Here is a 14,868-nt window from a genome sequence, read left to right as displayed (position 1 = left end):
CAGCTAACTGTTCACTATCAAAATTTTTCCGGTTTTATTAATACATACAACAGGTAAATAAAAACCGCAATTGAAATGATTAAAAGAATGTTGTTTGCCATTTTTTAAATTTTATCAAAGAATTGAATGGATTTATACATCAACCAGAAGAGAATTAATCCGCCAATGAAACATTCGAGTAATAGCATAATATTGTTTTATGATTGTGAAATGATTTTGAGTAATAATGCAACTACAAAAGCACCTAAATAGAAACCATATAACAGGTGCGCAGGCCGTATTCGATCTTTAATGGAATTATGTTTCATGTTTATTGATTTAATGAAGTTTATGAATGATATAAGCCACCAGCGTTAATAATATCGCTACACCAACTACGATCAGGAAATCTTTTAAACGCGGCTCATACGGTTTCATGAAAATGGTGATGCCAAAAGAGGTGCCTGTTTATTGCGTTCTTTTTTAATAAAGCTGAAACTATTGCTGCACAAGGGTTTTAGCAAAAAGCTGGATTGAATAGCTTTTTTGTAAAAGCAAAAACTTTTTCATTTTGAAAGGGTGTGTTTTTCAAAATGAAAGGGTCGGGAAAATACAAGTCAGAGACTTTGTGCATAAACCTGCGAAGTCAGGAGACTTCGCAGAGCAGGATTCAGCCCATCCTAAATCCCTGTCTGCCGCCAGGCAGGCTTCCCAAAAGAAGGGCTTGTTAAAGCGTGATCATGTATAAACACTTTATAAAGTCGCCGGGGCTAATTTCTCCTCTCCATTTGTGGAGTGGGGATTAAGGGGTAAGGTGATACTCTTCAATCTTTCTATACAAAGTTGTTAACCCGATTCCCAAATATTCTGCAGCTTTTGTTTTGTTACCCCTGGTGTATTGCAATACTTTTTGAATATGATTTTTTTCAACATTGCTTAAACTCAGGTTGTTGGAAGCAGTGTTGTTTTGATTTTGAATTTCATAAGGCAAATGCTCCGGCAGGATGATATCATCCGCTAAAATAACGGCGCGTTCCATCACATTCCGCAGCTCTCGGATATTACCTTTCCACGCATAATTTTTCAGGAGTTTTATGGCATCATCACTTAACTGAACAGCGTTTTTGTTTTCTTTAGCTGCATAAACATCGAGAAAATAATTTGCCAGTGCCGGTATATCATCCAGGCGTTCTCTTAATGCCGGTAAATGAATAGAGAAAACATTCAAACGATAAAACAAATCTTCCCGAAAGCTTCCATCCTCAATTGATTTTTTTAAATCTTTATTGGTGGCGGCAATAATCCGCACATCTACTTTGGATATTTTGGTATCGCCGAGTTTTATAAATTCTCCGTTTTCCAAAACCCGCAACAGCTTTGCCTGCAATTCAATATTCATTTCACCAATCTCATCTAACAACAAAGTGCCGCCGTCTGCCACTTCAATCAAACCTTTTTTTTCTTTGGCCGCACCGGTAAACGCGCCTGCCAGGTGGCCAAATAATTCACTCTCCAGCAGCTCTTTTGTAAATGCGCTGCAATTAACCGCTACAAAGGCTTTCGATGCCCTTTTACTGTTGCCGTGAATAGCATGGGCAAAAACTTCTTTACCTGTTCCCGTTTCACCTAACAATAAAACCGTGGCATCTGTTGCAGCAATTTTTTGGGCAATATGAATAGCCTGTTGTATGGCCGTACTGTTACCAATAATTTCATTAAAATCTGAGACGCTTTTATTTTTAATTTTTATGGCGGCCTTTTTATTTTGACTGGATTTATTGATAGCCTGGTTAAGCAGCGGGATAATTTTATCGTTATCATCACCTTTCAGCAAATAGTCAAAAGCGCCATTCTTCATCGCCTGCACTCCATCAGGAATATTGCCATAAGCGGTTAATAAAATCACTTCAGTCAGCGGGTACTTTTCCTTCACTTCTTTAACAAAATCAACACCATTGCCATCAGGCAGTTTTACATCACACAACAGCACGTCAAATGCTTCTTTCTGTAAAATCCTGGATGCAGACATTAAGTCGCCTGCCTGTGTAACCGTAAAACCTTCAAGGCTTATTATGCGGGATAATAAACTGCGCAGTTTTTCTTCATCATCTATAATAAGAATTCTTGAAGCCATTCTTTGGTAGATTTAAATTTTACAATGCAAAAATAGACCGCAGTACATTTACATTTCGGTTTCCCGGCAGGTTGTTCCATTTTTATGTTTCAATAAGAGTGAAAATGCAAAAGAGAAAGCAATAGCTCCGTCACACAATTCATCTTATTTTAGCGTATGGAGCAACCGGAACAGGAGCAGGCAAAAAAAAGAGCAGGCAAGCTGCGTATTTTATTCAGGCTGGCATTTATATGTAATATTTTTTTTATTGTATGCATCATTATGCGCTATACAACGGCGCCCAGATATATTCCCCAGCCACTGGTTGAATTAGCTGTTATTTTAGGCTGGCTGGCGCCTGTAATTAATTTAATAAATTTTGTGCTGGCACTGCTGCTGCTTTCACGAATAAGAAATAAACAGGTTCCGGTCTGGCTGTTGTATGTAAATATTATTTGCTTTCTGCTGCAGATTTATTTTTTCTTTATTTTGAAAGATGTACCATATACTTAATAACAAACCGGCTAAACTATTTATTGGCTTCACTGCCTTTTTTGTTGCCAACGCATTAATTGCTGAATGTATAGGCACAAAAATATTCTCGCTTGAAAAATTGTTTGGTCTTACACCATCCAACATTACACTGTTCGGGCAAAGTGGTTTATCGTTTAACCTTACCTGCGGTGTTTTATTATGGCCGCTGGAATTTGTAATGACCGATCTGGTAAATGAATATTTCGGGCCGAAAGCAGTAAAGCGCATTAGTTACACAGCCATAATATTAATAAGCTATGCGTTTATTATGTTTTATGCAAGCATTCATATCCCGCCGGCAGATTTCTGGATAACCACCAGTCAAACCAAAGGCATTGATAACATGCAAACAGCTTTCAACGGCATTTTTGGGCAGGGGCTTTGGATAATACTGGGCAGCCTTACTGCATTCCTCGTAAGCCAGTTGGTTGATGTAACGGTTTTTCACCGCATAAAGCGTATAACGGGAGAAAAGAAAATATGGCTTCGGGCAACCGGTTCAACCGTCGTATCTCAAATCGTGGACAGCTTTATTGTATTAACCATAGCATTTAAGTTTGGCAGTACCTGGACCTGGCCAATGATCTTTGCCGTTGGCACGATGAATTATATTTATAAATTTATTATGGCCATTGTTCTTACACCTGTGATCGTATTGGTTGAAAAGCGGATTGAAAAATATCTTGGTCATGAAACAGCCATGCAAATGAAAAAGGCGGCAATGGGCCGGTCAACGGATGGCTTCGAAAATATACCAACAGCGGGTTGATTTTTTATTTTTTTGGGTTACCGGCAAATGAATGGCGGCACGGTTGGCCTGTCCCGGTTTTCGGGAGTCGCATCACTTGTACTGCAGTAGTCATTGCAACTGCGGTTGCACATTCAAAAACATACACCTCAAAAAAATATTCTGCAACTATTGGTACAAGAATTGAAATCAGATTTACTAAAAAATATTTTATGCCTGTACAAGATGAAATGAACACACTCAGCCAGATACTGAATAAACTAACCGTAAAAGGCTACGATAACGAATTCAGATGGACGAATGAAGGTTTCAGTTTTAACGACAAAATTTACAAGCCTGAAGATTTAACAATTATAAAAAACTACCGTTTTGAAGGCGAATCAAATCCTTCCGATACATCCGTATTATATCTTATAAAAGCGAATGACGGGTTAATAGGCTACAGTATTGATGCCTACGGTGTTTACAGTAACCACGATGATGAAGAAGGTTACGATAACTTTATACGGCAAATACCTGTAAAAGATAATGAAGAACAGTTATTGTTTGAACTTTAGTCAGTGTCTTTTAAAATACTGAATTTCCTGTTCATGTTTTTTAGCTGCTTCAAGTGTACTGAAAGTACCCAAATTCCTGCGTTTATTGGTTTTGGGGTCTTTCTTTTTTGAATACAACCTGTATTCACCTGATTTCAGTTTACGTATCATAATTGTTTTAAACAAGTTTTACAATAGCCATGCCGTCTGTTGAAAAAAATAAAGGGAAATCTGTTGTAATTATCGGAAGCGGCGCTGCCGGTTTGATGACCGCTTTTGAATTATTAAAACACAACACAGATGTTACTGTTTTGGAATCAAAGCAAAGGCCTGGCGGTCGCCTGCATACCTTACATGGGCATTCTTTTTCTCAACCTGTTGAGCTGGGTGCAGAATTTATTCATGGCGATTTACCGCTTACTTTGTCTTTACTGGATAAGGCGGGCATTTCTTATCATCCTGTTAATGATACAATGGGCCGGCTTGAAAAAGGCATATTTAAAAGGGAAAATAATTTCACCGCTTATTGGAGCATGCTTATGAAGCAAATGGCTTCCATCCAATACGATATGCTGCTGGCTGTTTTTCTTAACACGTATTTTGGGGAAGATAAATATGCTGAACTGCGGTCATTCATAAAAAATTTTGCAGGTGGTTTTGATCTGGCAGATATTTCAACCGCCAGCACAAAAGCTTTATACCGGGAATGGAGTAAAGAAATGGGAACGCAATACCGGGTTGACGGCGGTTATAAAAAACTGATAGATTTCCTGGAAACAGAATGCAGGAATAATGGATGTATTATTCATTTTTCCTGTTGTGCCAAAAAAATAAGCTGGCATAAAAATGAAGTAAATATACTTACGATGTGCAGCCGCATGTTTAAAGCAGATAAAATTGTGCTTGCCGTTCCCATAAGTATTTTACAGGCGGATACAAATAGCCGGGATTATATAGCGTTTTCACCTGCTGTTCCTCAGCATATACAGGCTGCGAAAAATATAGGCTTCGGCACAGTAATAAAAATTATACTGGAATTTTATGAAAATTTCTGGAAGGCAAAAACTAAAAATGCAGGAATGATTTTTATGCAAAATGAAGTTGTGCCAACCTGGTGGACGCAATTGCCGGTTGAGAATAATATTTTAACCGGCTGGATTGGCAATGAAAAAGCAGTCGCTTTGCAAAATGAAACGGATGAAGTGATTCTTGCTAAAGCCGTTCAATCATTATCCCACAGTTTTGATATGGCTGAAGAAAAAATTCATAAAAACTTAAAGGCATTTAAGATTGCTAACTGGAGTAAAGAACCTGATATTTACGGCGGCTATTCATTTAATATGGTAGAAAGTGCAGGTGCAAAACATATTTTGCACCACCCGGTGGAAGACACTATCTTTTTTTCTGGTGAAGCTTTATTTGAAGGTTCGCCGGGTGGCACAGTTGAAGCGGCTTTAAGCAGTGGCAAAAAAACGGCTGAAGCTGTTTTGAAAACTTTATAAAAACAACATAAAATTTTCAAACGAATTTGTATGAACAAATCGAAATCAGGTAACGATCCGAAAAAAGAAAAACCTTCACAGGTAAACTATGAAGATGAGTTATTCATGCGGGAAAAGTATCAGTCAGATGAGATTGATTCCGATGGTTCTGCAAGCGCCTTTGATGAAACCGAAAGTGTAAGTGAAGACAATTTTGACAGGCTTTCTGAGAAATAATTTACCGCCCGCTGAGACCGCTATCACGGGCCGGCGGCACGCATCACTCCCAAAGTCCTGTTGCATTATTCATGCGCCTGTTTCATAAAATCCCTGAAAGCAATGCCATTATCTTTAAGATTGCCGCCCGCATCCTGCAAGGCAACCGCTTTGCCTGATCCTTCAGTTCCCCCATCAGCGCTATAAAAAATGCCATAAACAAGTCCTGCACTGCGCACTGACTGCAACACATTTTTTACTAACTCAGGCGAAGGATTTAATACGCCAAACTCATTTGACATTACCGGTTTACCTGTTGCTGTTTTAATATAATCCGCTACGTAAGAAAATACTTCCGGGTTAAAGTCTGCATCTCCTCCTTTGCCTCTTGCTTTTACAGGTTCATACCAGTGAAAATTTACATAATCAAGATCGAGTGTTTTATAAGCAGCCAGTATTTTTCTTCCAAATTCAATTTGACGCTGAATCATTTTGTTACCGGTGTTCTGCACCCTTTGTATAAGTGCGGGCGGTGCCGCTTTTGTTACAAAATCCATTGCCTCTTTTTTCCTGCCTTTCTGCATAAGATCATCATACACTATAAGGCAAACTTCTCTTACAGTAATGCCGCCATTGGTAACTTTTATACCTTTTTTGTGCGCTATATCTATGGCAGTTTTAAGTTCGTTCAGATAATCATCCGCAGTGCCTGAATGATATAAAGGATTATCTTCTTCATTTTCAACTACCAGCACTTCAGGTTTATATTTATCAAGAATTGAATTGAGTGAAGTGCTGTAAGCCGCCATATCTGTAGGAAAAGGCACAGGATCGTGATCGCCCGCTGCATTTCGCGGAACGGCATAATTTACATTCAGTAAAAATTTTAAGCCTGCTGCTATATAAGTATCACAGGCATTGCTACTGCCATTCCAGGTTTGTATATCAATCTTCGCTCTTGTATAATTAACGCCTAATGCTTTTACGATTTGTGCCTGTTTTTGGGGAAGGATATTCATGCCGCCGGATTTGGCAACCATTACCCCAAACTTTGTAGCAAACGAAGATGCGGTATCACTTGTATTAATAGAGATATGATCTGTTGAACTATCTCTTGCCTGAGCCTGTTTTTGTTCGGCCGGCATATTAGACCTGTTTACAAAGCGGCAGTCAGCAGCAAGCAAAAGCAGGAGCAACGGTAATATTGATTGCATCTTCATAAGTTTTGTTTTGACGAAGTAAGCGCCCGGTATAATTAACGCAGCCAAACATAAGCCAAAAATTTTCTTTATTGTTTGGCGGGCTAATATCATTATTAATGGTTAAGGTTGCCAACATTTTAAGTAAGCCCCCTTGCTGCTAATGGTTATTTTTGTTTTATATAAAGCGGTTTCAGAAATGCACAGCAAGCCTGTAACACCAGCCAGCCTTAAGAAAAAAGGTTTCAATATTATATTGTTTATTCTGTTGTACATAGTAATACTGCAGGGATTTTATTTCTATGTTGGCCTCATTTCGCCCGGCGGCAGGTTGTTTTCCCCGTTTTTAAGCAGGCATGCCAATTTTCCCGGTTGGCTTGCTGTATTTATTGCAAAAACATCCGGGTTTTTGCTGCAGTTTGCCGGCTATTCCGTATATCAGCGCAAGCCTTTCAGCCTGGCGATTGCCGGCAGCAGCGGCGTTACCATCGGCTGGGCCTGTATAGGTGTGGGCGCCATCAGTTTATGGATTGCATTTATCGCATCGCACAGGGCTCCTGTCAGGTACAAATTAAAATGGATATTGCCCGGCATTATCCTCCTTTGCATTTTGAACATAGCAAGGGTAATTATAATTGCTTTAAGCCTTTATTATCGCTGGCACTATCCCATGCATTTTGATGTGCATACAGGGTTCAATGTATTAACCTATTCTGTCATTGCTATATTTATGTATTTATTTGCAGGGAATTATAAGCGCTTAAACCAATCGAAAAAAAACAACAGCGCCGGGATTGATGTATCAATGCATTAAAGGAAGGAAAATGGGAGAAGCAGAAATTAATATAAACGCTCACATGCTTACAGTGCGTTCGCATATTATTACCTATGGCAATGCCTCTGACGCTGTGATAACGGAACGGATACGCAGCGAAATTGAAACCATGTGGAATGAACCGGAAGCGGTAGTGTATATAAACAAAAGGCCTTTGCGCGTTGTTTTTGATATAACAGCCGAATGGAAACCGGGAATTGATATGGACGAAATTGTTATGAACACTGATGGCCGCAATAATTATTTCCGCATAGAGCCGTTTGCACACGGCAATATTTCTTTCGTGGATGATATTGGCTGCAACACGGGTTATTTTATGCTGGAAAACCTGTATGCCGGCTCTACTACGGCAGCGCATGAATATGGCCATACGCTTGGGCTTCTTCATCCCGAGGACCTCGATATCAGGGGCAGGGGCGTGCCGGGAATCATGTATCCCCGCGGAACGCTGGTTGATGCGCCATATCAATATGAACCGTCAAAGCCGGCAGGCGCAAAAGGCGGCACCATGCACCCGATATACCGAAAGGTTTTTCAAAGTGACATTGATAACCTGAAACTGCAAAGATTAAGATTTAAAAATAACAGGGACATTATTGGTGCATTCACCAATATTTATCATCGCGATCATGGTCAGGCAGATTTTTCTTCGTATGCATGACGGCCTTTATTTGCACATAACATTGTTGCCAGTGAGTTTATCTGGTGCAGTTATAAGGAAAATGGGAGTAAAAATTGTGAACCCGGGAGTATTTCCGGATTGTTTAGAGATTGTTTATGCGAAAAACAGCAGGTGTTGCCTTATACTTTTGTTTAAACGCAACAATTAAACCTGAGCCGGGGGCAATTGGTTATAAAATATACCTGCTTCATTCCCATTATTCCACCACCAGCAGCCAGCCTTTATTTTTCTGTACAGGAATGTCATCGTTCGCACCAAATGTTTTAGCGGGTTGAAAATTCTTTATATCCGGCGCTGTTATCGTTGCTTTGGATGCATCAATGCCCAGCTTCTTCCAGTCAATTTTTAATTGCACATTTACATCATCATCCGCCCAGCTTGCAATGGAGATTAATGCTTTGCCATCTTTCTTATAAACCGTTGCCAGCACTTTATCATTGCTTGTTTTTACAGGGCAGTTACTGCTCCAGTAACCGATCATTTTCGCGCCCTGCATGCCAAATGCATCCCATGCTTTCCATATTGGCCTCGGGTCTGCATCATCGCTCCACGGCATACGGTTGGTCATGCCATAGATCATGCCGCGCCAGGCATTGCCGCCATCCTGCAGCATCTCTCCCATCAAACCAAAAGGTATTCCGCTTACTTCGGTTAAAAAGAAGTCAGGGCTGTTCTTTTCATAATCAAAATATTCACCGAACCATAAACGGTTGAGATAGGGGAAATGCTCCATGTATAAATTGGCGCTGTTGTTAAAGCCATCATTTTTATTGTATTGATTGGCCGAATGCAGATCAATAATGCCCGGATGGCCGTCAGCGGTTAATACACGTTTAATGCGTTTCATAGTGATGCGGTCAAAGGCAACATCATCAAGATAGATTCCATCAATGCCCACATTTCGTGTAAGCCAGTTCATGCCTTCCACATAATAATTATGCCAGCGGTTCATACCGCTGTTAATGATGGCGGCATCTTTTATTTCCGGAACGAACCAGGCAGCGATGTAATCGCTGTCAAGATGTTCCTGCAGCCAGCTAAAGCCGCCGCCTTTGCCGGGCGAATAAATTTCATGGCCGAGGCTTCTCAATGCATACAATTCATACGCACGGTTGGATAATTCGCGTACCGTGTTATATATTTTTACTTTCAGGCCGATGGCATGTGCTGAATCTATGTATGCCTTCATTTCTTTCCACGCAATAAAAGGATAATTGATGTAAGGATTGATGGGCGTGGCATGATGAATGTTTACAACAGTTGCGCCGGTGGCCTTAATACTATCAACATTATTATACTTGTGATAGAACCTTGTTGCCCATTGAAAATCTGTATGGATGGTGTGAAAAGGCGTGATGAGCAAATTGAAATTATAATACAAGGTATCGCCCTGCTTCATTGTTCTTGAGCCGCTGTAATTGTTGGCAAGCACCGCTTCGCCTTTCTGGAAAATGTCAATGCCGCCTTTATTATCATTGCCCCAAGATGCCGGCAGCAGCAAAGGTTTTAATAAATAAAAATTGGTGTTGAGCGGACGCACATATTTTTCATCGCGCAAAGAATATTGAAGGCCTGCATTTACATTGCCTATCCATGCACCATCCTGGTTTTTATGCGCTACATCCCATTTCCATTTAATGGTATCAGGCCTTGCTTCGCCTTTCTCACCAAGCCCCATCATGTATTTAGCCGTTTGCCTGGTAAACGGAATATGCAGTTGAATATCTTTCAGTGCAACATCTTTTATTGCAATAACTCTAACCGTGAAAGAGGCAAAACCATCAAACTCAATATGGCCGGAAATATTCATGTTGATACTGTCATTCACATTGTCAGCATTCCATTCAACTGTACCGGGCGTTTGTTTTGTAAAAGCAAAACCTTTGCTTTTAAACTGCATGTTGCTGCCATCGTTACTGATAAAATGAAAATGCACCGGCTCGGTTAAAAGGTTATTCGGTTTGATTGAATAATCCGTCATTTCTTCGGTAAAGAATGTTTGAATTTGTTTGGGCAGGCCATTATCATTCAATTCAATTTTCCTGCCCAGCAGGCTGATGGTTTTATCTTTTACTTCCAGTGGCGTGTAAGGTTTTATAACCGTATTTTCCTGCGCCATGGTTGAATTAAGCCATTGCAGCCTTGTTTGTTTCCAGGGTTCATTTATGCCTTTATCTTTCAGGGTTTCGTTGTTTACATACAGGTTAATATCAATGGTTGATGTTTCATTGGCACCGTCTTTAATAATGGCTTTGCCTTTGTATAAACCGCTTGCTGTATTCACCGGCACATCAACCAGGCACCACATCGGCTGCACTTTTCTGGCGGCGACATTTACGGTAAAATGAACAGGCTTATCATCATAGCTTATGCCGTTTGTATTTAAGCAGGATATATTTTGTGCAGCGATTTTATTGCCGTTTGCTGCCGTTAAATCGCTGAAACTAACTTTTACATCCTGCAAATCTTTTAAGGCAAATACACCTAACTGGTAGGCGAAGTTTTCACCTTTGGATGCGGTATCTGTAAAGCTTTGCTGAATGCCTTTTGCAACCCAGCGCTGCGGCAAATCATCCGTCATTTTTATGGGGTGCATCCTGTCTTCAGGAAAAACAATAAAAGGTCTGCCGGAAGCTGATTGAACGATGGCTCCTGTTTCTTTTTGCGTGGCAATAATTTCCATCGGGTAAAAACTGTTGAAGGCATCAATGGATTCAAATGCTTTAACCGTTGCCTGCGGAACATTATAATTCGCATCAAGCGTTGTAAGCCACGATAAGGATGCCGTAGTGTCGGGCTTTAGGTAAACGCCTTTCGGATAATTGCTGCGGCCTTCATTTTTATATGGCATGTAATACACATAATAATCCCCGGCGCCGGATGTTGGTTCAAAATACAGGTTGCCTCTTTCACGGGTTATATTATTGAGCTTAACATTTAAAATCCTTTGATTGGTTTTTGCATCCACCACAATTATTCTTTTTTGTTCAGGGTTTTCATCCCTTCTTCTCCATTCAATGGAAGCCGCTGCTGCATTACCGATACCGTTAAAGTGAAGAACAACACGATGGTTGCCGAGAGAATCCGCATCCCAGGCATTGGCAGTGTTGATGTATGACGTTTGTTGCGCTAAGGCTGCGCTGCCCGCAAAAAGCAAAACGATGAATGTTAAAAGCTGCTTCATTAGTTTATGTACTTGAATTAAACAATCAGGAGAACTTTGATAAAAGTACTTCAATGCTACAGGTTTTCTTTAATCAAACGGTTGCATGAGCAGAAATCTCCCGGATAATCCCTATTGCAAAAAAAGCGCAAACGGTTGTTTTAAAAATTTACCTGTGAAAAAAACATCTTTATAAAATCAATGCTGTTCAATACACGCAGGGCCTGCATTGTAATAAAAAAATCAGGTTAAAATTTTGTCTCATACACAAGCAGTTGAATAAACTAAAGCCGGCTTAATTCTTTAAGCGGGCTTTTTTTGCAGCAGCCTTCAAACTTGCACAAACGTTTGAAGCCATTTAATATCATCCATAGAAATTATCTTTCAAAAAATTTTCAGCATGAAGTTATTTATAAGAATCTCTGCTATTCCGTTTGCATTATTGTTATCAATATTTCTTAAAGCACAAACAGTAAATACAATATATACAGATACTATTCCGCTTGGGGGCAATGCTTATACAAACGGCGCAGAAATAACAGATAACGGATTAGTGAACTGGACTGATGCTTCCACCATTATAAGCATTTATTTCAGGGCAGATGTGCCGCAAACATTTGATATAGCACTGCGTTTACAAACATCAAACGGCAAAAGCGAAATAAGTGTATCATCAAACAATACCATACTTAAAAAACAAATTGAACAGACTGCATTTGGTGTTGTGCATATTGGCAAACTGAATGTATCAACGCCGGGCTATGTTAAGATAGACCTGAAAGGCATCAGTAAAACAGGCCATGTTTACGCCGATGTTTCAGACCTTATTATTCAATACACCAAACAGGATACAGGGCTTGTATATGTGAAGAACGGAAGCTCATTTCATTTTGGAAGAAGAGGGCCTTCGGTGCATTTGCGATATGAAGTTCCAGAAGAGTTAAAGAATGATATATGCTGGTTTTATAATGAAATAACTATTCCGGAAGACAATGATAAATTGGGCTCTTATTTTATGGCCGATGGTTTTGGCGAAGGTTATTTTGGCATACAGGTAAACAGCGAAACAGAGAGAAGGGTTTTGTTTTCGGTATGGAGCCCGTTTGAAACAGATGACCCGCATTCAATACCAGATAGTTTAAAAATACAATTGCTGAAGAAGGGCGAAGCGGTTAATGCCAATAATTTCGGGGGCGAAGGTTCCGGCGGGCAAAGCTTTATGCGCTTTAACTGGAAGGCCGGCAATAGTTATGGCTTCTTGTTGCATGCAGAGCCGGATAGCCTGCATCACACCACAACATTCACCGCTTATTTTAAAAATATTGCTGCCGGTAAATGGTATCTCATCGCCAGCTTTAAACGCCCGCAAACAATCACGTATCTTACGCACCTGTATTCTTTTCTGGAAAATTTTATCCCTGAAACAGGTGATCAGGCAAGAATGGGCTTTTATAAAAATCAATGGATAGCCAACAGCAAAGGTGAGTGGCATGAGCTCACAAACGTTACATTTACCGTTGATGCTACGGCAAAAGGCGGTTACCGTAAAGATTATGCCGCCGGCACTGACGGCGATAAATTCTTTTTAAAAAATGATGGTTTCTTTAATGAATTTGTGAAACCTTACCAATCGTTTAAACGCAATGCTTCAGCTAAAAAATTGTCAATTGATTTTTCGCATTTGCCTTAACTATAAAAGAAAATATATGCATTACAAATGCTTGCTGTTTCTTAGCTTTTTTATACTTCTTTTTTTACATCAATCTTCTGCACAACAAAGGCCTAATGTTATTATCATTAATGCCGATGATCTTGGCTATGGCGATGTAAGCTGTTATGGTGCAACAAAAATTCATACGCCTAATATTGATAAACTGGCAGCACAGGGAATTCGTTTCACCAATGGCCATGCTTCCGCCGCCACCTGCACACCTTCGAGATATTCATTAATAACCGGCAAATATGCCTGGCGCAAAAATGGCACAGGCATTCTGCCCGGCGATGCTGCGCTCATCATTCCCACAGATACACTTACGCTGCCTAAGGTATTTAAGCAGGCAGGGTATGCCACCGGCGTTGTGGGCAAATGGCATTTAGGCCTGGGCAATGCCGTGCAGAAAAACTGGAATGAGCCTGTTGCTCCCGGCCCGCGTGAAGTGGGCTTTGACTACTCCTTTATTTTTCCTGCAACCGCCGACAGGGTGCCAACGGTTTTTCTTGAAAACCAAACGGTGATTGGTTTAGATAAAAATGATCCCATTGAAGTTGATTATCAACAAAAGGTTGGTAACGATCCCACAGGCAAAGAACATCCTGAATTATTGAAATTACAATCGTCTCCCCAGCAGGGCCATGATCAGACAATTGTAAATGGCATTGGCCGCATTGGTTATATGAGCGGCGGAAAAACAGCGCGGTGGACGGATGAAGAACTATCTCTTACATTCTTATCAAAAGCAAAAACATTCATTGAAAAAAATCAGCAGCGGCCTTTCTTTTTATACTATGCATTAAACGAGCCGCACGTGCCGCGCATGCCTGCAACCATGTTTAAAGATACCAGTGGTATGGGCTATCGCGGAGATGTAATTGTTGAACTGGACTGGTGTGTCGGCGAGATCATGAAAGCGCTTGCCGTGCTGGGGTTGGATAAAAATACCATCATTATTTTCACAAGCGATAACGGCCCTGTGCTGGATGATGGTTACCAGGACGAAGCTATAACAAGATTGAATGGCCATAAGCCTGCAGGCCCGCTGCGCGGTGGCAAATACAGCATATTTGAAGGCGGTACAAGGATGCCGTTTATAGTAACATGGCCAGGAATAATTAAGCCGGGTATTTCAAATGCACTGGTTTGCCAGGTTGATTTGCTTGCATCATTTGCCGCCTTGCTGAAAGAAGATATAAGCGGCTTTAAAAGCGACAGTAAAAATGTGCTGAATGCCTTGTCAGGTAATGATAATAAAGGGCGTGATTATCTCATAGAGCAGGCCGGTGCATTGGCCGTTATAAAAGATAACTGGAAATATATTGAACCAAATAACCGGCAGGCGTATAATAAATTAACCGGCACAGAACTGGGCAATGCGCCGGCGCCGCAACTGTATGATCTTTCAAAAGATGTTGGTGAAACGAATAATGTTGCCCGGCAATATCCTGAAAAAGTAAAAGAATTTGAAGCTTTGCTTGAGCAGGAACGCAATAAACAATTGAATTAATTAATCGCTACCCAATTTAGTTTGTATAAATTCTCTACGCTGCATATCTGACGTGCTTTACATGGAAATACTTTTGCACCTGCTTTTTGTTGTTTTTTCTTTCATGCATAAAATTCTCAACATTGGCGCGCATTTCAGCTTTATTAACAGGGCGTTTTTTG

Annotated in this window: 14 protein-coding genes; 9 read left to right on the top strand and 5 right to left on the bottom strand. The window is 40.4% G+C overall.

The window, feature by feature from the left end:
- Nucleotides 1-17: 17 nt before the first annotated feature.
- Nucleotides 18-101: a K(+)-transporting ATPase subunit F gene (gene kdpF / locus QM629_RS13735; protein ID WP_415160468.1), complete on the bottom strand. Its 84-nt coding sequence runs from the start codon at nucleotides 99-101 to the stop codon at nucleotides 18-20.
- A gap of 680 nt (nucleotides 102-781) precedes the next feature.
- Entirely contained in the window at nucleotides 782-2,113 is a 1,332-nt protein-coding gene (locus tag QM629_RS13730) for a sigma-54-dependent transcriptional regulator (RefSeq protein ID WP_415160453.1), read from the bottom strand.
- A 156-nt stretch (nucleotides 2,114-2,269) separates the two neighbouring features.
- Between QM629_RS13730 and QM629_RS13725 the strand changes: the two genes are divergently transcribed.
- The 3 genes from QM629_RS13725 to QM629_RS13715 all read left to right on the top strand — a co-directional run bounded on the left by QM629_RS13725 (nucleotide 2,270) and on the right by QM629_RS13715 (nucleotide 3,931).
- Nucleotides 2,270-2,605 (top strand): hypothetical protein, encoded by a 336-nt coding sequence (locus QM629_RS13725; protein ID WP_415160452.1) that lies wholly within the window; start codon nucleotides 2,270-2,272, stop codon nucleotides 2,603-2,605.
- On the top strand, nucleotides 2,589-3,395 hold the full coding sequence (locus QM629_RS13720) for a queuosine precursor transporter (protein ID WP_415160451.1): 807 nt from the start codon (nucleotides 2,589-2,591) through the stop codon (nucleotides 3,393-3,395). The genes QM629_RS13725 and QM629_RS13720 overlap by 17 nt, the downstream gene beginning before the upstream one ends.
- A gap of 191 nt (nucleotides 3,396-3,586) precedes the next feature.
- On the top strand, nucleotides 3,587-3,931 hold the full coding sequence (locus QM629_RS13715) for a hypothetical protein (RefSeq protein ID WP_415160450.1): 345 nt from the start codon (nucleotides 3,587-3,589) through the stop codon (nucleotides 3,929-3,931).
- Here the strand turns inward: QM629_RS13715 and QM629_RS13710 are convergent, their stop codons facing one another.
- Nucleotides 3,932-4,081, bottom strand: a complete 150-nt coding sequence (locus QM629_RS13710; protein WP_415160449.1) for a hypothetical protein — start codon at nucleotides 4,079-4,081, stop codon at nucleotides 3,932-3,934. It abuts the gene before it with no gap.
- 29 nt (nucleotides 4,082-4,110) lie between these two features.
- On the opposite strand from QM629_RS13710, the gene QM629_RS13705 reads away from it, so the two are divergent.
- Complete coding sequence (locus QM629_RS13705) at nucleotides 4,111-5,412, top strand: flavin monoamine oxidase family protein (RefSeq protein ID WP_415160448.1); 1,302 nt, start codon at nucleotides 4,111-4,113, stop codon at nucleotides 5,410-5,412.
- A gap of 30 nt (nucleotides 5,413-5,442) precedes the next feature.
- Nucleotides 5,443-5,628 carry a hypothetical protein gene (locus tag QM629_RS13700; protein ID WP_415160447.1) on the top strand — a complete coding sequence of 62 codons (186 nt, stop codon included), beginning with the start codon at nucleotides 5,443-5,445 and terminating at the stop codon, nucleotides 5,626-5,628.
- A 65-nt stretch (nucleotides 5,629-5,693) separates the two neighbouring features.
- On the opposite strand, the gene QM629_RS13695 is transcribed toward QM629_RS13700, so the two are convergent.
- A complete protein-coding gene (locus tag QM629_RS13695; protein WP_415160446.1) occupies nucleotides 5,694-6,821 on the bottom strand; it encodes a hypothetical protein in 1,128 nt (375 codons plus the stop codon).
- A gap of 148 nt (nucleotides 6,822-6,969) precedes the next feature.
- On the opposite strand from QM629_RS13695, the gene QM629_RS13690 reads away from it, so the two are divergent.
- Both QM629_RS13690 and QM629_RS13685 read left to right on the top strand, forming a co-directional pair.
- On the top strand, nucleotides 6,970-7,620 hold the full coding sequence (locus QM629_RS13690; RefSeq protein WP_415160445.1) for a hypothetical protein: 651 nt from the start codon (nucleotides 6,970-6,972) through the stop codon (nucleotides 7,618-7,620).
- Nucleotides 7,621-7,663: 43 nt separating this feature from the next.
- On the top strand, nucleotides 7,664-8,302 hold the full coding sequence (locus QM629_RS13685) for a peptidase M10 (protein WP_415160444.1): 639 nt from the start codon (nucleotides 7,664-7,666) through the stop codon (nucleotides 8,300-8,302).
- Nucleotides 8,303-8,519: 217 nt separating this feature from the next.
- Here QM629_RS13685 and QM629_RS13680 read toward each other — a convergent pair whose 3' ends face one another.
- Nucleotides 8,520-11,507, bottom strand: a complete 2,988-nt coding sequence (locus QM629_RS13680; protein ID WP_415160443.1) for a glycoside hydrolase domain-containing protein — start codon at nucleotides 11,505-11,507, stop codon at nucleotides 8,520-8,522.
- Nucleotides 11,508-11,886: 379 nt separating this feature from the next.
- On the opposite strand from QM629_RS13680, the gene QM629_RS13675 reads away from it, so the two are divergent.
- A complete protein-coding gene (locus QM629_RS13675; RefSeq protein WP_415160442.1) occupies nucleotides 11,887-13,176 on the top strand; it encodes a DUF3472 domain-containing protein in 1,290 nt (429 codons plus the stop codon).
- Nucleotides 13,177-13,192: 16 nt separating this feature from the next.
- The gene (locus QM629_RS13670; RefSeq protein ID WP_415160441.1) at nucleotides 13,193-14,707 is read left to right on the top strand and encodes a sulfatase family protein; all 1,515 of its coding nucleotides are present in this window, start codon (nucleotides 13,193-13,195) and stop codon (nucleotides 14,705-14,707) included.
- Nucleotides 14,708-14,868: the final 161 nt, after the last annotated feature.

It is taken from the genome of Parafilimonas sp. (genome assembly GCF_047606085.1).
Lineage (GTDB): Bacteria > Bacteroidota > Bacteroidia > Chitinophagales > Chitinophagaceae > Parafilimonas.
Note: the sequence above shows the minus strand (reverse complement) of the source record. Positions and strands in the feature narration are given on the sequence as shown.

Excerpts from the sequence above, each read along its gene's own strand:
- QM629_RS13725 (WP_415160452.1), top strand. The coding sequence starts at position 2,270 with ATGGAGCAACCGGAACAGGAGCAGGCAAAAAAAAGAGCAGGCAAGCTG.
- QM629_RS13685 (WP_415160444.1), top strand. The coding sequence starts at position 7,664 with ATGCTTACAGTGCGTTCGCATATTATTACCTATGGCAATGCCTCTGAC.
- kdpF (WP_415160468.1), bottom strand. The coding sequence starts at position 101 with ATGGCAAACAACATTCTTTTAATCATTTCAATTGCGGTTTTTATTTAC.
- QM629_RS13700 (WP_415160447.1), top strand. The coding sequence starts at position 5,443 with ATGAACAAATCGAAATCAGGTAACGATCCGAAAAAAGAAAAACCTTCA.
- QM629_RS13675 (WP_415160442.1), top strand. The coding sequence starts at position 11,887 with ATGAAGTTATTTATAAGAATCTCTGCTATTCCGTTTGCATTATTGTTA.
- QM629_RS13730 (WP_415160453.1), bottom strand. The coding sequence starts at position 2,113 with ATGGCTTCAAGAATTCTTATTATAGATGATGAAGAAAAACTGCGCAGT.
- QM629_RS13705 (WP_415160448.1), top strand. The coding sequence starts at position 4,111 with ATGCCGTCTGTTGAAAAAAATAAAGGGAAATCTGTTGTAATTATCGGA.
- QM629_RS13715 (WP_415160450.1), top strand. The coding sequence starts at position 3,587 with ATGCCTGTACAAGATGAAATGAACACACTCAGCCAGATACTGAATAAA.
- QM629_RS13680 (WP_415160443.1), bottom strand. The coding sequence starts at position 11,507 with ATGAAGCAGCTTTTAACATTCATCGTTTTGCTTTTTGCGGGCAGCGCA.
- QM629_RS13670 (WP_415160441.1), top strand. The coding sequence starts at position 13,193 with ATGCATTACAAATGCTTGCTGTTTCTTAGCTTTTTTATACTTCTTTTT.
- QM629_RS13710 (WP_415160449.1), bottom strand. The coding sequence starts at position 4,081 with ATGATACGTAAACTGAAATCAGGTGAATACAGGTTGTATTCAAAAAAG.
- QM629_RS13695 (WP_415160446.1), bottom strand. The coding sequence starts at position 6,821 with ATGCAATCAATATTACCGTTGCTCCTGCTTTTGCTTGCTGCTGACTGC.
- QM629_RS13720 (WP_415160451.1), top strand. The coding sequence starts at position 2,589 with ATGTACCATATACTTAATAACAAACCGGCTAAACTATTTATTGGCTTC.
- QM629_RS13690 (WP_415160445.1), top strand. The coding sequence starts at position 6,970 with ATGGTTATTTTTGTTTTATATAAAGCGGTTTCAGAAATGCACAGCAAG.